The 19224-nt window shown below is 72.0% G+C and carries 16 protein-coding genes; 9 read left to right on the top strand and 7 right to left on the bottom strand.

Features of this window, described 5'->3' with window-relative positions:
* Positions 1-37: 37 nt before the first annotated feature.
* Entirely contained in the window at positions 38-181 is a 144-nt protein-coding gene (locus tag DFJ69_RS34310; RefSeq protein ID WP_170177667.1) for a hypothetical protein, read from the bottom strand.
* Positions 178-516 carry an SCP2 sterol-binding domain-containing protein gene (locus DFJ69_RS34920; RefSeq protein ID WP_211328631.1) on the bottom strand — a complete coding sequence of 113 codons (339 nt, stop codon included), beginning with the start codon at positions 514-516 and terminating at the stop codon, positions 178-180. The genes DFJ69_RS34310 and DFJ69_RS34920 overlap by 4 nt, the downstream gene beginning before the upstream one ends.
* Before the next feature lie 65 nt (positions 517-581).
* Between DFJ69_RS34920 and DFJ69_RS15435 the strand changes: the two genes are divergently transcribed.
* The 3 genes from DFJ69_RS15435 to DFJ69_RS15425 all read left to right on the top strand — a co-directional run bounded on the left by DFJ69_RS15435 (position 582) and on the right by DFJ69_RS15425 (position 2506).
* Entirely contained in the window at positions 582-818 is a 237-nt protein-coding gene (locus tag DFJ69_RS15435) for a hypothetical protein (RefSeq protein ID WP_116023138.1), read from the top strand.
* A 275-nt stretch (positions 819-1093) separates the two neighbouring features.
* Complete coding sequence (locus DFJ69_RS15430) at positions 1094-1897, top strand: patatin-like phospholipase family protein (protein ID WP_116023137.1); 804 nt, start codon at positions 1094-1096, stop codon at positions 1895-1897.
* A 33-nt stretch (positions 1898-1930) separates the two neighbouring features.
* A complete protein-coding gene (locus DFJ69_RS15425; protein ID WP_147312316.1) occupies positions 1931-2506 on the top strand; it encodes a hypothetical protein in 576 nt (191 codons plus the stop codon).
* A 5-nt stretch (positions 2507-2511) separates the two neighbouring features.
* Here the strand turns inward: DFJ69_RS15425 and DFJ69_RS15420 are convergent, their stop codons facing one another.
* The 3 genes from DFJ69_RS15420 to DFJ69_RS15410 are packed head-to-tail and all read right to left on the bottom strand — an operon-like array spanning position 2512 to position 5542.
* Entirely contained in the window at positions 2512-3279 is a 768-nt protein-coding gene (locus DFJ69_RS15420; protein ID WP_116023135.1) for a crotonase/enoyl-CoA hydratase family protein, read from the bottom strand.
* A complete protein-coding gene (locus DFJ69_RS15415) occupies positions 3276-3809 on the bottom strand; it encodes a PaaI family thioesterase (RefSeq protein ID WP_116023134.1) in 534 nt (177 codons plus the stop codon). The genes DFJ69_RS15420 and DFJ69_RS15415 overlap by 4 nt, the downstream gene beginning before the upstream one ends.
* 11 nt (positions 3810-3820) lie before the next feature.
* Positions 3821-5542, bottom strand: coding sequence for an acyl-CoA dehydrogenase family protein (locus DFJ69_RS15410; protein ID WP_116023133.1), 1722 nt, complete (start codon positions 5540-5542; stop codon positions 3821-3823).
* Between the two features lie 69 nt (positions 5543-5611).
* On the opposite strand from DFJ69_RS15410, the gene DFJ69_RS15405 reads away from it, so the two are divergent.
* From DFJ69_RS15405 to DFJ69_RS15395, 3 genes are read left to right on the top strand one after another with little or no spacing between them, the layout of a single operon-like run.
* Positions 5612-6382, top strand: coding sequence for a PaaX family transcriptional regulator C-terminal domain-containing protein (locus DFJ69_RS15405; RefSeq protein ID WP_116023132.1), 771 nt, complete (start codon positions 5612-5614; stop codon positions 6380-6382).
* A gap of 16 nt (positions 6383-6398) precedes the next feature.
* The gene (locus DFJ69_RS15400) at positions 6399-6827 is read left to right on the top strand and encodes an acyl-CoA thioesterase (RefSeq protein WP_116023131.1); all 429 of its coding nucleotides are present in this window, start codon (positions 6399-6401) and stop codon (positions 6825-6827) included.
* The gene (locus DFJ69_RS15395) at positions 6824-7678 is read left to right on the top strand and encodes a patatin-like phospholipase family protein (RefSeq protein WP_116023130.1); all 855 of its coding nucleotides are present in this window, start codon (positions 6824-6826) and stop codon (positions 7676-7678) included. The genes DFJ69_RS15400 and DFJ69_RS15395 overlap by 4 nt, the downstream gene beginning before the upstream one ends.
* A gap of 5 nt (positions 7679-7683) precedes the next feature.
* Here DFJ69_RS15395 and DFJ69_RS15390 read toward each other — a convergent pair whose 3' ends face one another.
* Positions 7684-10260: an ABC transporter substrate-binding protein gene (locus tag DFJ69_RS15390; protein WP_170177666.1), complete on the bottom strand. Its 2577-nt coding sequence runs from the start codon at positions 10258-10260 to the stop codon at positions 7684-7686.
* Between the two features lie 494 nt (positions 10261-10754).
* On the opposite strand from DFJ69_RS15390, the gene DFJ69_RS15385 reads away from it, so the two are divergent.
* From DFJ69_RS15385 to DFJ69_RS15375, 3 genes are read left to right on the top strand one after another with little or no spacing between them, the layout of a single operon-like run.
* Entirely contained in the window at positions 10755-11390 is a 636-nt protein-coding gene (locus tag DFJ69_RS15385) for an OB-fold-containig protein (RefSeq protein ID WP_116023128.1), read from the top strand.
* A gap of 42 nt (positions 11391-11432) precedes the next feature.
* Positions 11433-13670, top strand: coding sequence for a flotillin family protein (locus tag DFJ69_RS15380; protein ID WP_116023127.1), 2238 nt, complete (start codon positions 11433-11435; stop codon positions 13668-13670).
* A 4-nt stretch (positions 13671-13674) separates the two neighbouring features.
* A complete protein-coding gene (locus DFJ69_RS15375) occupies positions 13675-18864 on the top strand; it encodes a DNA repair ATPase (protein ID WP_116023126.1) in 5190 nt (1729 codons plus the stop codon).
* A 14-nt stretch (positions 18865-18878) separates the two neighbouring features.
* Here DFJ69_RS15375 and DFJ69_RS15370 read toward each other — a convergent pair whose 3' ends face one another.
* A complete protein-coding gene (locus DFJ69_RS15370; RefSeq protein WP_116023125.1) occupies positions 18879-19223 on the bottom strand; it encodes a hypothetical protein in 345 nt (114 codons plus the stop codon).
* Position 19224: the final 1 nt, after the last annotated feature.

The raw sequence follows: 19224 nt of genomic DNA, 5'->3' as shown, positions 1-19224 counted from the left end.
GCGCGAGAGGGGGCGCACCGAACCGAACGTCGATGAGTCAGGGCAGCGGCCGGTGGAGGGTGAATTGGGAAATGCCGGTGCCGGGGCCGGTGTTCGCGATCATGAAGGTGAAGTGGCCGACGTTCTTCAGTCGGATGAGCGCCTTGACGTCGGCCTTGAATGGCTTGCCGAACATGGTCATGGGGGCGAGAAAGTCCCCGTCGGCGCCGTCTCTTCGATCCGTGCCGCGTCGGAGAGGCGTTGGCCGGCCCGGTCGTCTCCGGTGATGGTGAGCCGCCCGCCGTTGACCGCCTCGGTGAGCGTCACCTTTGCGCCGAGGACGCGGGACAGGGTGTCGGGGTCGGTGTCGATGATGGTGTCGGGGCGGTCATGCGACTCGCCTCGGCTCATGGCGACGAGACGGCCGTCGGCGACCCGGGTGGTGAAGCGGTGGCGGGGGCGGTGCCGAGCTCCGACCCGTTGCCGGGCCGGGCCGGCCCGGCTGACGAGCGCCCCCGTGCGTCGGGTGCGCGACACAGCTCCGGCGCGGCTGACCTGCCGTTACGATGCTGGTGCCGGGCCGATGACGAGAGGAGTTCCTCGTGAATCTGTCCCGCATCCCCCGCCTCCCCCTGTCGCGCCGGGCCCGTTCCCGCGCCCTGGTCGTGACCGCCGCCTCGGGTACCGGGCTGGTGGCGCTGGCCACCCCCGCCTCCGCCCTGAGCGTCCCCATCGACAGCACCCTCGGCATCCTCAATGGCGCCGTCGCCGGAATCCTCGGCAGCCTCAGCGACCGGAACCTCAAGACCGACGTGGTGCCGGTGATCTGGGAACGGTGACCGCACCCCACAGGGCCGGATGACGTGACATCCCCCGACGCCCCGCCGGGCGGCCCATCCGGCGGGGCGTCGGCCGTTCCCGTCGGTCTGGCGCGCGTGAGGCGAGTCGAGGGTCTCCATGACGGCGAAGTGCTCCGGCCTCGGGAGGCCCTCGGGCAGGGAGACGAGCGGGAGGTGGAAGGCATCGGCGTTCGCTCGGCTCGGGCGGTCGGGCCGATGGTCCTCCGTCCAAGGTCCGATGTCCGCAGCAGGTCGGGCTCCGTACGGTTCGGGGCATGACTCTCACTCTCGGCGGAAGCGATGTGGCCCTCGTCCTCGGACCCGGGGGGCCGGTGGGCACCGCCTGGCTGTTCGGGCTCGCCGCCGGGTTGCGCCGTACGGGTGTGGACCCGGCGAGCGCGGACGTGCTGGTCGGCACCTCGGCGGGGGCGATCGCCGGCGCCGCCCTCGCCGTCGGAAGGGACCTGGAAGAACTCTCCGACCTGCCACCCGTTCGGCCCGGTGAGGAGGGCGCGGACCTGGCCGTGATGCCGCGCGTCTTCGAGATCCTCAACGCGCCGGGCGCGGATCCGCGCGAGGCACGGCGGCGGGTCGGCGCGCTCGCCCGGGAGGCCGACGCGCCGCCGGAGGAACGGCACCTGGCCGGCATGGAGTTCCTGCTCGGCACCCGGACGTGGCCGGACACGGCGCTGCTGATCACGGCGGTGGACGTGGACGGCGGCGACCCGGTGGTGTGGACCCGGGAGGACGGTGTCCCGCTGCACGCCGCCGTCGCGTCCTCCAGCGCCGCGCCCGGCTTCACCGCGCCGATCACCATCGACGGGCGGCTCTACATGGACGGCGCGTTCGGCGGGGGCTCCAACGTCCACCTCGCGCGAGGGGCCGGCACGGTGATCCTCATCGAGCCCATGGGGCAGGCGTCCCCGGAGGGCGCGGATCTGTGGATCACGCCGGACGACGCCGCGCGGGAGGCGTTCGGGCCGAACGTCGGCGATCGGAGCCGGTGGGCCGAGGTCTACAAGGCCGGCGTCCGTCAGTCCGCCGACCTGGTGGACACGGTCGGGTCGCTCTTGCCCTGATTCGTCCGCCGGTCCTCAGTAGCATTCGGGATCATGCAGCCTCCCCAGGGTCCCCCGCATTGGCAAGGTCCGCCGGGGCCGCCCGGGCGGCCGTGGCCGGGACCGGGGCAGGGGCAGGGCGCGCCGTGGCCCCCGCCGCAGGGCGGCCCGCCGCCCTACCACGCCCCTCGCCCGCGCTCGAAGCGGCCCGCCCTGCTCCTGTTGATCCCGGTGGTCCTGGCGCTCGTCATCGGCGGCATCGTGTACTTCGCCCAGATCCGCCCCACGCAGGAGTTGGAGAAATGGGGCGGGCAATTGGGCGGGCCGGCCCGCATGCAGGTCTACAACGGCCCGTTCGTCGAGAACGCCAATCGCTATTACGCGCTCTGGCGGGCGGTCTGCACACCGGCGAGCCCCTGCCCCACGCTGCTGAGGGATCTCACGCGTTGGCTCAGGGACGCGGGTGACTCCGGAGTCGACGAGCAGGCGGTCGCCGAATGCTATCGCAGCGTCACCGGTTGCCAGCGGGTCCTATATCCGGACGGCCATAAAGCCGTCTTCACCCTGAAGGAGACCTCCGTCCAGGACAATCAATTCGACCTGGAGATCGAGCTCTTCTGGCGCGACTGAGCGGCCTAGATGTCGGTGAAGTCCCCGTGCCTCCCGGCTCCGGAGGCGAAGCGGCCCGCGCCGTGAAGGGCCTCCTCCAGGGAGCCGAGCCCGTGGCGGTACTCGTTGGCGAGGGCCTCCTCCTCGGTGAGGCCGTCCTGTTCGAGCACGGACATGCGGTCGTTCCGCAGACAGGACTGCGGGAAGCGGACCAGGTCGGCGGCGAGGGTCTCGGCGGCCGTGCGGGACTCGCCGGGCCCGGTCAGCCGGTTGACGAGGCCGATGTCGTACGCCTCCCGCGCGTCCACGGAACGGCCGGTCAGGATCATGTCCATGGCCCGGCTCGTACCGATCAGCCGGGGCAGCCGTACCGTGCCGCCGTCGATCAATGGGACGCCCCAGCGGCGGCAGTACACGCCGAACACCGCGTCGGGCTCCGCCACCCGCAGATCGGCCCACAGCGCCAGCTCCAGGCCGCCCGCGACGGCGTGACCGGCGACGGCCGCGATGACCGGCTTGCCCAACCGCAGCCGCGTGCAGCCCAGAGGCGCGTCCGCGGGAGGCGGGTCCACGCGGTTGCTGCGTTCGGTGCCGACGGCCTTGAGGTCGGCGCCGGCGCAGAACGTGCCGCCCTCGCCCCACAGCACCGCGACGGCCGCGGCCGGGTCGGCGTCGAAGGCCCGGAACGCGTCGGCGAGCGCGGTCGCCGTGGGGCCGTCGACCGCGTTGCGGGCCTCCGGCCGGGACAGGATGACCGTGGTGACGGGACCGTTCCGTTCGATGCGGACGCTCATGGCGTTCCCTTCGCGGTGAAGTGTTCGAGCGGGACCTCGATGAACAGCGCCGCCGCTCGGACCGCGACCCGGCCGTCCGGCCCGCCGAGCCTGCCCTCCGCCTCGAGGTACGCCTTGCGGCCGTCCACGCCCTTGCACCAGGACCTCAGGTGAACGAGCGAGCCGACCGGGACGGGCGCGAGGTAGTCGGTCTCCAGCCGGCCGGTCACGTAGCGGCGGCCGAGCAGCCAGGCCGAGGTGCCGAGGATCTCGTCCATCGCCGTGGCGAGCAGCCCGCCGTGCGCGAGGCCGGGCGCGCCCTGATGCTCGGGGATCACGGTGAACTCGGCGAAGGCGGTGGTGCCGTCGCGCCCGGTGCGCTGGATGTGCAGGCCGTGCGGCACGTCGGGGCCGCAGCCGAAGCACGCGCTGCCCAGGATCTCCCCGGCGGCGATGAAGTCCTGAACGGCGGCGGCGTCCGCGACGGGGGCGGTCGCGGTGGACGGCGGGGTCGTGATGGGCGACGCGGGGGTGGAACGGGGGCGACTCATGGCGTGGGACCCTACCGACCGTCCTGAAGTGCGCCGTCGGCGAGTTCGGCGAACCGTTCCAGCTCCTCGGCGGGGCCGTCGATGTCGCGCAGCGGGCCGGGCTCGGCGAGGTGGGCCCGCGCGTACAGCCGGGCGACCAGTTCGCCCCGCTCCCCGGGGATCTCCAGCAGCAGGGCCGCCGAGTAGACGTCGGCCATGAACTGCGCCAGCGGGTACAGCCTGGCCTCGGCGGTCGCGTCGCCCAGCTTCCGCCACCGCGCGATCGTCTCGGTCAGGTCGTCCACCCGCCGGGACACCAGCTCCGCCGGCGCGCCGCCGGGGGCCCGTTCGACGGCCTGCCGCAGCCGGTCCAGGAACGGCAGATGCGCGTCCTGGCCGATCGCGCGGCGGACGTCCAGGCACAGGATGTTGTCGCCGCCCTCCCAGATCGGATTGACCTGCGCGTCCCGCAGGATCCGCGCGACGGGCCACTGCTCGATGTACCCGTTGCCGCCGTGGACCTCGATGGCGTCGCTCGCGGCGGTGACGCCGAGTCGCGCGGCCCGCAGCTTGACCAGCGCGGGTGTCAGCCGCATCCGTTCGAGGTGCCCGTGGAACACGATGGCCTGGGCCGCCTCGACCTCCACGATCAGCTCGGCGAGCTTGCGGCGCATCAGCGGCTGGTCGATGAGCGGCCTGCCGAACGCCTCGCGGCGGCGGGCGTAGCAGAGCGCCTCGACCAGGGCCCGGCGGGCGCAGCCGAGGCCCATCAGCGCGATGCCGAGCCGCGCCCCGTTGGTCAGCTCCATCATCCGGCCCAGGCCCTTGCCGTCCCCCGACCACCCGCCTCCGGGCGCGAGGAGGAACGCCTCGGCGTCGGTGAACTCGATCTCGGCGGACGCCACCGACCGGGTGCCGAGCTTGTCCTTGAGGCGGCGGATCCGCACCCCGTTCCGGCCGCCGTCCCGGCGTTCGCGCAGCACGAGGAACGGGGCGACGCCGCGCACCCCGTCCTCCGCGCCCTCCGGCTTGGCCAGCACGACGAACGCGGATCCGTTGGCGTTGGACGCGAACCACTTGAGCCCGTTCAGCTTCCAGGCGTCGCCGTCGGGGACGGCGGTGGACTCCAGCGCGCCGAGGTCGGACCCGCCGCTGCGCTCGGTCAGCATCTGGGCGGCCTCGCCGGAGAACATCCCGGCGGAGAACAGCTCGCGGACGCGCCGCTTGACGTCCTCCGGGGCGAACCGCTCGGCCAGCAGCACCACCATGTCGCCGCCGGTGCCGAGGGCGCAGCCCATCCCGATGTCGGCCTGGTCGAGCATGTAGTTCCACGCCACGGCCATCGGCGTGGGGTCGACGCCGGCCGCCCCGGCCTCGGCGAAGAACGCGTCGGTGGTGAAGCTCCCCGCGACCAGCTCCCGCCGGGCCGCCTCGAACGACGGGGGCATGACGACCCGGCTGACGTCGTGGCCCCAGCGGTCGTACTTCTCCAGCTCGGGCGGGTTGCGATCGGTCTGTTCGGCGTGGCGGGCGATGGGGCCGCCCATCATGGCCCCGGCGCGCTCCAGGTGCGGGGTGGCCCACGCCAGGTGCTCCGGGCTCATCCATCGGCCGAGCGTGGCGCGGAGGCTCGGGTCGCAGGTGTACCAGTTGAGGCCCACCGCGCCCTCGTAGCGCTCGGTGGCGTACCGCCGGGCCTTGCCGGGGCCGCCGAAGGGGAGTTCGTCGACCGACTCGATCAGATAATCGCCCATGAGCCGGACATTACAGACTTTCACCACGCGATGGAAGCATGTAATTGAGGGTACGCTCCCGAGACAGCGATGATCGAGACCCTGAACCTGAGGCCGCTGACCGCCCGCTCCGTGGTGCTGAGCACCCTGCTCGGCTGTCACCCGCCGGAGCTGCGCGCCCGCCACCTGGTCCGCGTCGGCGAGCAGTTCGGCATCGCCGAGGGCACCGTCCGGGTGGCGCTGTCCCGCATGGTCGCCGCCGGGGACCTCGTCCACGTCGAGGGCGCGTACCGGCTCAGCGAACGGCTCCTGCGCCGCCAGGCCCGCCAGGACGAGAGCGTCACACCCCGCACCCGGGCCTGGGACGGCGGCTGGGAGATCGCGATGATCACCGCCGAGCGCAGGCCCGCCCCCGAACGGACGGCGCTCCGGCAGGCGATGGCCGCCCTCCGGCTCGCCGAGCTGCGCGAGGGCGCGTGGCTGCGACCCGCCAACCTCCTGCGCGAACGCCCGTCCATCGTCGCCCAGCAGTGCACCTTCCTGGAGGGACGCCCGGAGGGGGACCCCCGGGAGCTGGCCGCCGCGCTCTGGGACCTGCCCTGCTGGGCCGCCCTGGCGGTACGACTTCAGCGGGCGCTGGAGGAGGCGCAGCCCCTGGCCGAGCGCTTCACGATCTCGGCGGCCGTCCTCCGCCACCTGATGACCGACCCGCTGCTCCCGGACGAGTTGCTGCCGGAAACCTGGCCCGGCCCCGGCCTGCGTGCCCGGCTGGCCGAGTTCGAGGAGGAGTTCGGTCGCCTGCTCACCGACCACGCGGTCGCGCCTCGGGGCCGGCCGGCCGCCGAGAGTCGGTCCAGATGACCATAAACTGCTCGCCGTGGACACTGACTACGGGCATTGGGAGACGGTCCCGACCAGGTGGAAGGACAACGACGTCTACGGCCACGTGAACAACGCCGTCCACTACTCGGTGATGGACACGGTGATCAACACCTGGCTGATCCGGGCGGCGGGGCTGGACATCCACCACGGGTCCGCGATCGGGCTGTGCGTCGAGTCGAACTGCGTCTACAAGGGCTCGATCGCGTTCCCCGAGGCGTTCCGCGTCGGTCTGCGGGTCGGGCACCTGGGCCGTTCCAGCGTCCGGTACGAGGTGGGGCTCTTCGGTGAGGACGGCGAGACCCCGCTCGCCGAGGGACGCTTCGTCCACGTGTTCGTCGACCGGGAGACGCGCCGGCCGGTCGAGATCGGCGAGCCGATGCGCTCCGCGATGCAGGCGCTCCTGGCCCGGAAGGACACGGCATGACGATGGACGGCGGACGCGCCCTGGTGCTGGGCGGCGGCGGGGTCGCGGGGATCGCCTGGGAGGCCGGGCTCGTCGCCGGGCTGGCCGGGCGGGGCGTCGACCTGGCGGCGGCGGACGTGTTCGTGGGCACCTCGGCGGGCTCGGTGGTCGGCGCGTTCCTCGCGCACGGCGGGGACCTGGAACAGGCGATCGAGATCATGTCCGCGAGGCCCGACGGCGACCCGGCGGCCAGGCCGCCGAAGCCGGACATGGACCTGGTCATGACGGCGTTCGCCCTCATGTACGACACCACGCTGGAGCCCCGTGAGGCCCGGGCGCGCATCGGCCGGATGGCGCGGGAGACCCCCACCGACGGCAGGGGCGCGGCCCTGGAGGAGATCGGCCGCCGGCTGCCGTCCCCGAAATGGCCCGACCGACATCTGCTCGTCACCGGCGTCGACGCCGATGACGGCTCGTTCGTCGTGTGGGACCGCGACGGAGACGCGTCGCTGGAGGCGGCCGTGCGGGCGAGCTGCTCGGTGCCGTGCGTGTTCCCGACGGTCGAGATCGGCGGACGCCACTACATGGACGGCGGGGTCCATTCGATGACCAACGCCGACCTCGTCGAGGGGGCGTCCACCGTGGTCGTGCTGGAGCCGTTGGCGCACTTCACACCGCGCGACCGGCTGGAGCGGGAGCTGAAGACGCTGGGCGACGCCCGTACCGTCGTCGTCGGCCCCGACCAGGCCGCCATCGACGCGTTCGGCGTCGACGTGCTCAGCATGAGGCTTTGGGGCCCCGGCTTCCGGGCCGGCCTCGCCCAGGCCCCCGCCGTGGCCGCGCAGGTCCAGGAGGTGTGGGCGGGGGCCTGACACGGTCACCGTCCGGTGTCGCCGAAGTCGGGGCTCCCGTAGAAGTCGGTGGGGACGTCGGTGAACCGACGGTTCGTCAGGGTGACGGCGGTGTAGTTCCACAGCGGGATGAGCGCCATGTCGTCCAGCGCGAGATCTTCGGCCTTGCGCAGGTGACGGATGCGGGTGGCCTCGTCGGGCTGGGTACGCGCGGCGGACAGCTCACGGTCGAAGCCCGCGTTGCGCCAGCCGGCGTAGTTGAACCCGCCGCCGGTCGCGGTGGGCAGTTGGTCGCCGCCCAGGATCTGGTGCAGGAAGCTGAACGCCGACGGGTAGTCGCTGAACCATCCGTACGTCGCCAACGCCGGGCCGTCCTCGGCGCTGATGGCCTCGCGCCATGCCTCGAACGTGTCGACCGTGGTGATCTTCACCTTCCAGCCGAGGGAGTCCTCGAGCTGCTGCTCGATGAGATCGGGCCAGCGGGCGGGGCCGTCGCCTCGTGACAGCAGCGTGATGGCGGTGCCCCGGCCGAGCCCGGCCCGCTCGGCGTACCACCGCGCGGTGCTCGGATCGGGGCGGGCGCACGACCGGCAGCGCTCCCCGGTGAACCCGGGGACGGGCGCGGGCACCAGCCCGGTGCTGGGCGGATGCGTCCCGGCGAACAACGCGGCGGTGATCGCCTTGCGGTCGAGGGCGAACGAGACCGCAAGCCTCGCCTCGCGGCTCTTCATCGCCCCACGGGTCGTGACCGGCAGCAGGAACCCGGTGCCGGCGACGGGCTGCGTGCGCAGGCGACCGTCGTCCGCGAAGCGGGACTGGGCCGTGCCGAGGTCGTTGTTCGCCACGTCGGCGAGGTCGTACGCGCCGGAGGTGATGCCCGAGACGCCCCGGACCGAGTAGTCCTCGCTCAGGTCGATGACGACCCGCCCCGGTGTCGCCTTCCCCTTGGAGGCGAACGCCCACGACGGGTTGCGCTTGAGGACGACGTGCCGGGACGGCGTGTACGACTCCACGGTGAAGGGCCCGTTGCCGATCGGCCGATCGTTGTAGGTCTTGTTGTCGGGGGCCCCGGCGGTCACCGGCACGGGGAAGAAGACCGTGTTGCCCAGCCGCTTGTCGAACTCGCAGTCGGGCGCGGTGAGCTTGACCTCCATCCCGCCCGCCCCGGCGCGCAGGCCGGCGAACGTGTTGGTCCGTTCCGTGAGCAGGTCCGTGTAGCCCTCGATGTCGGCCATCAGGACCCCGACGGCGTACTCCTTCGACTGCGCGGCCCGCGTCCACCCTCGGACGAACGCGGCGGCGTCCACCGGCTCCCCGTTGGAGAACCGGGTGCCGGACCGAATGTCGATCGTCCAGGTCCGGCAGGTGGGGTCGGCGCGGAGGTCGGTGGCCAACCGTCGCCGCACCGTGCCGTCCCTGCCGATCTGAACGAGCCCGGTGAAGAGCTGGGAGACGATCGGCCGGCCGTCACTGGAGGCGTTGGACGGGTCGATGAACGTCGGCGGGGCCATGATCGCGTTCAACTGCGGACCGGTCGGTGGCGGCGACGAAGCGCCGGGACGGGGGCCGCCCGTGCCGCCCGTGCGGCCCGTGTCGGCCATGGTCACGATCAGGACCACCGCCGCCCCGACCGCCACCAGCGCACCGGCCCCGCCGGTCAGGGCGGCGATCCCCCGACGACCGCGCCGAGGTCCGTTCCCGGGGCCTCCCGCCGGACCGTCGATGGGGGTCGCGGCGAACCGTTCGCCCTGTTCGAGGACGTTCTCGGGAGAGGTCTCCGCGGCGGGCAGCGCGCCCGCCCGAGTGAGGAGCCGGATGAGGATCTGCTGTGCGGTGGGCCGCCCGGCCGGGTCCTTGTCCAGACAGCGGCGGACCAGGCCCAGCAACGGCTCGCCCAGTGACCCGGTGTCCGGAGGTTCGAGCAGGATCCGGCGCAGCACCGCCGGGATCGCGTCGTTGCCGAACGGCGGCGCGCCGGTCGCGGCGAACACCATCGTGCAGCCCCACGCGAACACGTCGGCGGGCGGGCCGACGTCCTGCGCCTCGATCTGTTCGGGCGCCATGTAGGCGGGCGTCCCCACCGCCGCGCTGGAGACGCGCTTCGCGTCGTCCAGCGCCCGGGCGATCCCGAAGTCGATGACCCGGGGCCCGTCGTCGGCCAGGAGCACGTTGCTCGGCTTGAAGTCGCGGTGGACGACGCCGGCGCCGTGGATCGCCGCCAGCGCCGTGATCGTCCCGATCGCCAGCCGGTCCAGCGCCGCGCCCGACCGGGGCCCCTCGGCGGCCACCACCGCCGCCAGCGACGGGCCGTCCACGTACTCGCTGACGATGTAGGGGACGTCCCCGTCGACGTCGGTGGCGATCACGGGTGCCGTACAGAGCGCCGCGACGCGTTCGGCGTGCCTGACCTCGGCGGCGAACCTGGCCCGCGCCCGCTCGTCCGAGGCGAGCCGGGCGTGCAGCAGTTTGACCGCCACCCGACGCCCGTCGGCGTCCCGCCCGAGGAACACGGTGCCCTGACCGCCCTCGCCCAGACGGCCCAGCAAGCGGAACGCGGACACCTGCCGGGGGTCACCCGGTCCCAACGGCGAAACAGCGGGCATCGCCCTCTCCTCCATGGCTTGTCACGGCCAATATGACAGAAAGGATCAATGCCCTGTTGCGGCCGGATCCGGTCACCGCGCACGGCGCAGGTGGCGGCCGGTCCGTCCGTTCTCGCAGGTGGCAACGGTCCCACACACGGACATTCCGAAACGAGTCCGCCAAGGACCGCTGCGCGACCGTGGATAAATGCACGCTCGGTCACTCCGGGCGGGCACGGCACGCGAGGCGCGCGTTTCGGGACGGAACGGATCCGGTGTCGACCCCGTCCCACTGCCATGAGTGCGATGAAGGGATCCGGGCGGACGGGGGCACACCCGACGACTAGGCAGGATCGCGCTCTTTCTGTAAAGTTCGCCCCCAGGTGCGCCGGGAAGTCTGGTCGGCAAAGGTGTCAGGGCCGTTCCCTGGGCTGCGCCGGCGTTCCGTTCCTCCGCCGCGTCGACAACGGTCCCGACCCTCGTGGGGCTCGGGTGTCGACGGGGGAGGGCGTGTGATGGGCGAGTTCGTCCGTGTCGTTCTCGGCTTTCCGACGGCGCTGTTCACCTTCTCGCTCATCGTGGTCGTCGCCTACTGGTTGTTCGTGGTGTTGGGCGCCGCGGACCTGGAGCTGCTCGACGGCGACGCCGACACCGAGGGCCTCGCCGGGTTCGCCGGGTGGCTCCGGATCGGCGAGGTGCCCGTGACGGTGGCGTTGTCGCTGCTCATCGCCTTCTCCTGGTTCTTCAGTCTGGTGGGTGCCGTCGTGGTGGACTCCTTCGACCTCTCCTCGCCGCTCGCCATCGCCCTGGGGCTGGTGGCCCTGACCCTCGCGCTGGTGGGCGCCTGGCTCGTCACCTGTCTGGTGGTGATGCCGCTGCGCAAGGCGCTGCCGCGGACCCGCGAGTCGTCCCGGCAGGACTTCGTGGGGCGGATGTGCGTGATCCGGACGTCCCGGGTGGGCCCCGACTTCGGTCAGGCGGAGATCACCTCGACGGACGGCTCGTCGGCGATCATCCAGGTCCGCCAAGAGACCGAGGAGCCGCTGACCTCCGGCAGCACGGCACTGATCTTCGACTACGACACGGTCGGCGAGTTCTTCCGGGTGATGCCCTACGACGCGGACCTCGACCCCGACCGGCGCCTCTCCTGAACGACCTGAACGACCTGAACGACCCCCTGAAGGGAACCCGAGATGGACTCCATCACCCTGGGCCTCGGCGTCCTCATCGCCGTCGTCCTGCTGATCGCCCTCGGGCTGGTGATCGTCACCAGCCGGCTGTTCCGCAAGGTGGAACAGGGCAAGGCGCTGATCATCTCCAAGGTGCGCAAGGTGGACGTGACGTTCACCGGCGCGGTGGTGCTGCCGGTGCTGCACAAGGCCGAGGTGATGGACATCTCGGTGAAGACCATCGAGATCGCGCGGACCGGCCGTGAGGGCCTGATCTGCAAGGACAACATCCGCGCCGACATCCGGATCACGTTCTTCGTCCGGGTCAACAAGACCACCGAGGACGTCATCAAGGTCGCCCAGGCCATCGGCACCGAACGGGCCAGCAGTCAGGAGACCCTGCAGGAGCTGTTCAGCGCCAAGTTCTCCGAGGCGCTCAAGACCGTCGGCAAGCACCTGGACTTCGTGGACCTGTACACGCGGCGCGAGGAGTTCCGCGACCACATCATCCGCGTCATCGGCACCGACCTCAACGGCTACAGCCTGGAGGACGCGGCCATCGACTACCTGGAGCAGACGCCGATGTCCTCGCTGGACAAGGCGAACATCCTCGACGCCCAGGGCATCCGGAAGATCACCGAGCTGACCGCGATCGAGCACGTGCGCACCAACGAGTTCGAGCGCAACGAGGAGAAGGAGATCACCCGACAGAACGTGGACGCCCGGGAGGCCATCCTGGAGCTCCGGCGGCGGGAGGCCGACGCGGAGGCCAAGCAGCGGCGCGAGATCGAGACCATGAAGGCCCGCGAGGAGGCCGAGACCGCCCGGGTGCAGGCCGAGGAGCGGCTCAAGGCGCAGACCGCCGGCATCCGCACCGACGAGCAGCTCGGCGTCCAGTTGGAGAACAAGGCCCGCGAGATCTCGGTGGCGGAGAAGAACCGCGAACGGGTCCTCGCCATCGAGACCGAGCGCATCGAGAAGGACCGGATGCTGGAGGTCATCGCCCGCGAGCGGGAGACCGAGCTGACCCGGATCGCCGCCGACAAGGAGGTCGAGGGCGAGAAGCGCGACATCGCCGAGGTCGTCCGCGAGCGCATCGCCGTCGAGAAGACGGTGGCCGAGCAGGAGGAGAACATCAAGCGCCTGCGCACCCTCGAGGAGGCCGAGCGCACCCGGCAGGCCCTGGTCATCCAGGCCGAGGCCGAGGCGCAGGAGGCCCTGGTCAAGGACATCAAGGCGGCCGAGGCGGCGGAGGCCGCGGCCAAGTTCAAGGCCCGCGAGGAGCTGCTGCTGGCCGAGGCCCGGCAGCAGACCGCCGATCTGGACGCCCGCGCCAAGATCCGGCTGGCCGAGGGTGTGCAGGCCGAGCAGGCCGCCCCCGGTCTCGCGGAGGCCCAGGTCCGGGCCCGCAACGCCGAGATCGTGGAGAAGGAGGGCCTGATCGAGGTCCAGATCCGCGAGCGCACCGTCCAGGCCACCGAGAAGGAGGGCCTGGTCGAGGCGCAGATCCGCGAGCGCGCCGCGGAGGCCGCCGAGCGCGAGGGCATGGCGCAGGCCGCCGTCGAGCGCGAGCGTCGGGCCGTCGAGGCCGGCGCGGTCCGCGACCGGCTGCAGGCCGAGGCCGAGGGCGAGAAGGACAAGGCGCTGGCGTTCGCCGAGGGCATCGCCGAGAAGCTCAAGGCCGAGGCGGAGGGCCTCACCGAGAAGGCCGAGGCCATGGCCAAGCTGTCGGACGCCTCCCGCGGGCACGAGGAGTACCGCCTGCGGCTGGAGGCCGAGCGGGACATCCGGATGGCCGGCATCGAGATGCACCGCCAGGTCGCCGAACAGCAGGCGGGTGTGCTGGCGGCCGGGCTGGAGAAGGCCGACATCAGCATCGTCGGCGGCGACACGGTCTTCCTCGACAAGCTGGTCGGCTCCGTCGCCCTCGGCAAGAGCATCGACGGCTTCATCGACAACTCCCAGGTCAGCCGCACCCTGGCGGGCCCCTGGCTGGAGGGCGAGGGCCGCTTCACCGAGGACCTCACCCGCCTGCTCGGCTCGCTGGACACCGGCGGCGTCCGCGACCTCACCCTGTCCGCCCTGCTGGTGAAGCTGATCAGGGCCGGCGGCCCGGACACCGACAAGCTGACCAGGCTGCTGACCACCGCCGAGAAGCTCGGCGTGGCCGACAGCCCCGTCGGAACCCTGACCGCCTCCGCCCCCGCCGCCGTCCCCGCCCCGGTGTCGACGGTCAAGGCCGTCAACAACACCGACCACTGAGCCGATGACGAACACCCCCGCCGACGCCGCGCCCTCGCCCCTCCCCGAGGGCGCGGCCCTGGACAGCGGTACGTACGAGGTGCTGCGGGCGCGGCTGACGGAGCAGGCCGCCGAGTTGGCCCGCCGGGCGGAGGCGCTGAACGCGCGGCGCGTCGAGGTGTTCGGCAGCACCGAGCTGCGGCTGTTGGGCACCGAGCGGATCCGTACCGAGAACAACTGCGTGCCCCGGGACATCGTCGCGGTGTCGGGCGGGCGGCAGGGTGTGATGCTGTTCGGCTACAACGTGTTCCTCGGGTTGAAGCCGGAGACGACGATCGACGACGTCTTCTCCGTGCACCGCTTCGCCCGCGACGGCGACGCCTTCCGTTTCGAGGACATGGACGCCCCGGGCCTGCTGCGCGAGCCCGGCTTCGAGAAGGACTTCGCGGAGCTCTACCGCTACTACCGCGACACCCGGCTCATGCAGCTCCGCCGGCTGGACGGCAAGCTCCTGGCGGTGTTCCAGACCGGGGCCGGCACCGCCGACATCCGGGTGCTGCGCTGGAAGGTCGACACGGACGGCGCGGTCTCGTACATCGACGACCGGGGCGAACGCGACCACGTGTTCCCGCCCTCGCACGACTTCGCGTGGGTCGAGACGACCCGCGAACAGCACGTGCTCGGCCGCCACCCGCACATCTCGATCGAGGACGAGGTATTCGTGGAGACGGTCGGCGGCGACCTCACCATCAAGATCGAGAACAACACCGAGACGGGCGAGGGCGTCTACGGCGAGCCGGTGGACGAGCCGCTGCAGAGCCTCGCGGACGCCGACGTCCACTATGCCCGGATCGGCTCGCTGATCCTGCTGCGCGTCCGCCCGTACAACGAGACGGTGTGGCGGCACCTGGTCTTCAACACCCGCACCAAGCAGGTCACCAGGCTCGACGGGATCGGGCAGGCGTGCCGGCGGCTCCCCGAGGACCACGGGCTGATCTTCCCGGGCGGCTACTACCTGACCACCGGGGTCGCCCGGACGTTCGACACCGACGTCACCGGCCTGGAGTTCGAACGGGTCATCCGTTCCACCAACGGCGAGGACGTGCTGTACGTCTTCCACTCCCGCGCCGACGGCCGTTCGCTGCTGCTGCCGTACAACGTGATCCGCAAGGAGGTCGCGGCGCCGCTGCCGTGCCACGGGTACTCGCTGTTCGACGACGGGACGCTCGTGGTGTTCCGCGCCGTCTCCGAGGAGCCGACGCGGGTCCACCCGATGCAGGTGTGGCAGACGCCGTACCTGTCGGACGCGTACGCCGCCGCGCAACCCGTCGGCACCGGCCCGCTCGAACGGGTCGGCAACGCGGAGCTGGTGCGGGGCATCTCCGACTGTCTGTCGGTGTCCCGGATGGTGGGCGAGATGGCGCCGTCCACCGCCGTCTTCGAGGGACTGATCGCGGCCTGCGCCCGGGTCTTCGACCACTACCACTGGCTGGGCGAGGCGGACCTGGGCGACCTGCGGGCCCCGCTGACGGCCGTACGGTCGGCGGCCGAGCAGGTGCTGGAGGAGTTCGAGAACGTCCAGGCCCTCACCGACCAGGCCCGACAGGCGGTGGACGAGGCCGCCACCAAGATCACGTCGCTGGTGCGGCTGCTGCGCGGCGAGGCCCCCAAGACCGCCGACGCGTGGGTCGACCGACTCGCCGCCCTCCGCCGCGAGCAGGGCCACCTGGTCACGCTGCGGGAGCTGCGCCACGTCGACACCGAACGCCTCGACCGGCTCGACACGGACCTGGCCGCCGAGCTGACCGGCGCGGGGCGGCGCGCGGTGTCGTTCCTCCAGGGCGAGGACGCGTTCACCGGCTACCGCGAGGACGTCGAACGACTGGTCGTCGAGGCCGGCGAGATCACCACCGTCGCCGCCGCCGAGCCCCTCGGCGCACGGCTCGCCGAGCAGTCGGCGGGCCTTTCGACCGTGACCGAGGTCGTCGGGTCGCTGGACATCGCCGACGCCACCGTCCGCACCCGCATCCTGGAACGGATCGGCGAGGTCCTCGGCGGCGTCAACCGGGCCCGCGCCACCCTGGAGGCGCGCCGCAGGGAGCTGCTGGCCACCGAGGGCCGCGCCGCGTTCGCCGCCGAGTTCGCGCTGCTCGGCCAGGCCGTCACCGGGGCGCTGGCGGTCGCCGACACCCCCGACCGCTGCGACGAGCAGTTGGGCCGGCTGATGCTCCAACTGGAGAACCTCGAGGCCCGCTTCGGCGACTTCGACGACTTCCTCGCCGAGCTGACCGCCAAGCGGGACGACGTCTACGAGGCGTTCTCCGCCCGCAAGCAGTCCCTGATGGACGAGCGGGCCCGCCGCGCCGACCGGCTCGCCGCCTCCGCCGACCGGACGCTCGCCGGCGTCCGCCGCCGCGTCGCGGGCCTGACCTCGCTGGACGAGATCAACACCTACTTCGCCGCCGACCCGATGGTGGCCAAGCTCCGCAGCGTCGCCGCCGACCTGCGCGCCCTCGGCGACGCCGTCCGCGCCGAAGAGCTGGAGGGCCGCGTCAAGGCCGCCCGCCAAGAGGCCGGACGGTCCCTGCGCGACCGCGCCGACCTGTTCACCGACGGCGGCGAGACCCTCCGCCTCGGCCGGCACCGCTTCGCCGTCAACACCCAGCCGATCGACCTCACCCTCGTCCCGCACGAGGACGGCATGGCGTACGCGGTCACCGGCACCGACTACCGCTCCCCCGTGTCGGACGAGGGGTTCGCGGAGACCCGCCCGTTCTGGGACCAGCTCCTGGTGTCGGAGTCCCCGGAGGTCTACCGCGCCGAGCACCTGGCCTCTTCGATCCTGGCCACGGGCGACCTCGACACCCTGCACGCGGCGGCGACCGACGGGACGCTGCCGGACGTCGTCCGCCGGGCCGCCGAGTCCCGCTACGACGAGGGGTACGAGCGGGGCGTCCACGACCACGACGCCGCCCTGATCCTCGAAGCGCTGCTGCGCCTGCACTCCGAGGCGGGCCTGCTCCGCTACCCCCCGGCCGCCCGTGCCGCCGCCCAACTCTTCTGGGCCCACGGAACGGACGAGTCGAGTCGAGCCCTCTGGTCCCGCCGAGCCACCTCCCTGGGCCGCGCCCGTACCGCCTTCGGCGACTCCCCCGCCATCGCGGAGCTGTGCACAGAGCTGAACGACGCCATCACGACCTTCTCCACCCGGCACGCACTCCCCGACACCACCCCACCCTCCACCACCGCACCATCGACCCACCCACCTACCGACACCGGCCTGCCGGCCCACGCGCCCGCCGGTGCCGTACCGCCGGGCCACGCACCCTCCGGTACCGGCCTGCCGGGCCACGCGCCCGCCGGTGCCGTACCGCCGGGCCACGCACCCTCGGGTGCCGGCCTGCTGAGCCGCCCGCCTTCCGGTGCCGGCCTGCCGGCCCATCCACCCTTCGGTGCCGGCCTGCCGGGCGGCATGTCCGCCGGTGGTGGGGCGGCCGGGGAGTATCTGTTCGAGGAGCTGGTGTCCGCGCCGTTCGGGTTCGTGACAGGGGTGGCGGCGCGTGCGCTCCTCGAGCGGTTCCGCAGGGCGCTCGGGGGGAGCGGGTCGAAGGGTCTGCAGGACTTCGAGGACGACCTGCGCGCTCTGGGTGAGGATCTGGCGGCCCGTCATCAGCTCGTCGAGGCGTGGCTGCGCGCCTACCTCACGTCCAGCGGCTCGGCGGGCGACGACGCGTACCTGGCGGAGGCCGTCGCCATCGAGTTGTGCGGGTCCGAGGTGCCCCGCCGCGAGTCGTCCGCCTCCCTCGACGCCACCGTGGAGGGGCTGCTCGGCGCCCATCCCCGTATCGCCGACCGGCGGCTCGACCTGCGGCTCGACGAGGTCCTCGCGCGGACCCGCGCGTTCCGCGCCGAACGCGTCCCCGCCTACCGCGCGTACCAGAAGCGGCGCGGCGAGCTGGTGGCGCACGAACGGGAACGGCTGCGGCTGGAGGAGTACCGGCCCAAGGTGATGAGCGCGTTCGTCCGCAACCGGTTGCTGGACGAGGTCTACCTGCCGCTGATCGGCGACAACCTCGCCAAACAGCTCGGCGCGTCCGGCGACACGAAACGCACCGACCAGATGGGCCTGCTGCTGCTCATCTCACCGCCCGGCTACGGCAAGACCACCCTGATGGAGTACGTGGCGAGCCGCCTCGGCCTGGTCTTCGTCAAGGTGAACGGCCCCTCGCTCGGCCACACCATCACCTCCCTCGACCCGGCGGAGGCGCCCAACGCCACCGCCCGCCAAGAGGTCGAGAAGATCTCGTTCGCGCTGGAGTTGGGCAACAACACGCTGCTCTACCTGGACGACATCCAGCACACCAACCCCGAGCTGCTGCAGAAGTTCATCTCCCTGTGCGACGCCCAGCGCCGCATCGAGGGAGTGTGGAACGGCCGCACCCGCACCTACGACCTGCGGGGCAAGCGCTTCGCGGTGTGCATGGCGGGCAACCCGTACACCGAGGCCGGCAGGCGCTTCCGCATCCCCGACATGCTCGCCAACCGCGCCGACGTGTGGAACCTGGGCGACGTGCTGTCCGGCAGGGACGACCTCTTCGCCCTCAGCTACATCGAGAACGCCCTGACCTCCAACCCCGTCCTGGCCCCGCTGTCCACCCGCGACCGTTCCGACCTGGAGTTGTTGGTACGCCTGGCCAAGGGCGACGACTCGGTGCGCCCCGACCGCCTCTCCCACCCGTACTCCCAGGTCGAGCTGGACCAGATCGTCTCCGTGCTGCGCAAACTCCTGCGCGTCCAGCAGATCGTCCTGTCCGCCAACCAGGCCTACATCGCCTCCGCCGCCCAGTCCGACGACGCCCGCACCGAGCCCCCGTTCCAGCTCCAGGGCTCCTACCGCAACATGAACAAGCTCGCCGAACGCATCGTCCCCGTCATGAACGACGACGAGCTCGAAGCCCTCATCTACGACCATTACGTGGGCGAATCCCAAACCCTGGCCGCCGGCGCCGAGGCCAACCTCCTCAAACTCGCCTCCCTGCGCGGCACCCTCACCACGGCCCAGGCCGACCGATGGCACACCATCAAACAGGCCTACCTCCGCACCAAGGCCCTCGGCGGCGACGCCGACGACGGCATCACCCGAGCCGTAGGCGCCTTGGGCCTCCTGGCCGACCGCGTAGGCGACATCGGCCAAGCCCTCCGCCACGACCGCTGACGGAGACCTCGCAGTCAGGTGATGAAGTCGCGATCTCGGGGGACCCAGTCTGGAAATCTGCAGATTTGCCTCTCAAGACCGAAGATGTCCTCCGGCGCCTCCGCCGTGACGGCCTGCGACAACCAGGTCCTGAGGTGGAGAAAGCTCGGCTCCCGGAGGACTCGATCCCGCACCTGCTCATTCAGCGGGAACTCCCGCGTATCGAGCACGATGAGAACCGCCTCGGCCATCGCCTCCCGCTTCGACTCGATCTTGGCCCAGAAGCTGATCCGAGCCACGTGCTGGTCGTACAGTTCTTGCAGCCGATCGCTCATCGGCTCAGCGACGGGCATGCCATCGACGTCGGGATCACTCGCCATC

It is taken from the genome of Thermomonospora umbrina (assembly GCF_003386555.1).
Taxonomy (GTDB): domain Bacteria; phylum Actinomycetota; class Actinomycetes; order Streptosporangiales; family Streptosporangiaceae; genus Thermomonospora; species Thermomonospora umbrina.
This window is presented reverse-complemented; position numbering and strand designations above follow the sequence as displayed.

Bases quoted from the DNA above. Each gene is read 5' to 3' on its own strand.
- DFJ69_RS34310 (WP_170177667.1), bottom strand. From the start codon at position 181: ATGACCATGTTCGGCAAGCCATTCAAGGCCGACGTCAAGGCGCTCATC.
- DFJ69_RS15430 (WP_116023137.1), top strand. From the start codon at position 1,094: ATGACTCTCACTCTCGGCGGAAGCGATGTGGCCCTCGTCCTCGGACCC.
- DFJ69_RS15425 (WP_147312316.1), top strand. From the start codon at position 1,931: ATGCAGCCTCCCCAGGGTCCCCCGCATTGGCAAGGTCCGCCGGGGCCG.
- DFJ69_RS15420 (WP_116023135.1), bottom strand. From the start codon at position 3,279: ATGAGCGTCCGCATCGAACGGAACGGTCCCGTCACCACGGTCATCCTG.
- DFJ69_RS15415 (WP_116023134.1), bottom strand. From the start codon at position 3,809: ATGAGTCGCCCCCGTTCCACCCCCGCGTCGCCCATCACGACCCCGCCG.
- DFJ69_RS15410 (WP_116023133.1), bottom strand. From the start codon at position 5,542: ATGGGCGATTATCTGATCGAGTCGGTCGACGAACTCCCCTTCGGCGGC.
- DFJ69_RS15405 (WP_116023132.1), top strand. From the start codon at position 5,612: ATGATCGAGACCCTGAACCTGAGGCCGCTGACCGCCCGCTCCGTGGTG.
- DFJ69_RS15395 (WP_116023130.1), top strand. From the start codon at position 6,824: ATGACGATGGACGGCGGACGCGCCCTGGTGCTGGGCGGCGGCGGGGTC.
- DFJ69_RS15390 (WP_170177666.1), bottom strand. From the start codon at position 10,260: ATGCCCGCTGTTTCGCCGTTGGGACCGGGTGACCCCCGGCAGGTGTCC.
- DFJ69_RS15385 (WP_116023128.1), top strand. From the start codon at position 10,755: ATGGGCGAGTTCGTCCGTGTCGTTCTCGGCTTTCCGACGGCGCTGTTC.
- DFJ69_RS15380 (WP_116023127.1), top strand. From the start codon at position 11,433: ATGGACTCCATCACCCTGGGCCTCGGCGTCCTCATCGCCGTCGTCCTG.
- DFJ69_RS15375 (WP_116023126.1), top strand. From the start codon at position 13,675: ATGACGAACACCCCCGCCGACGCCGCGCCCTCGCCCCTCCCCGAGGGC.
- DFJ69_RS15370 (WP_116023125.1), bottom strand. From the start codon at position 19,223: ATGGCGAGTGATCCCGACGTCGATGGCATGCCCGTCGCTGAGCCGATG.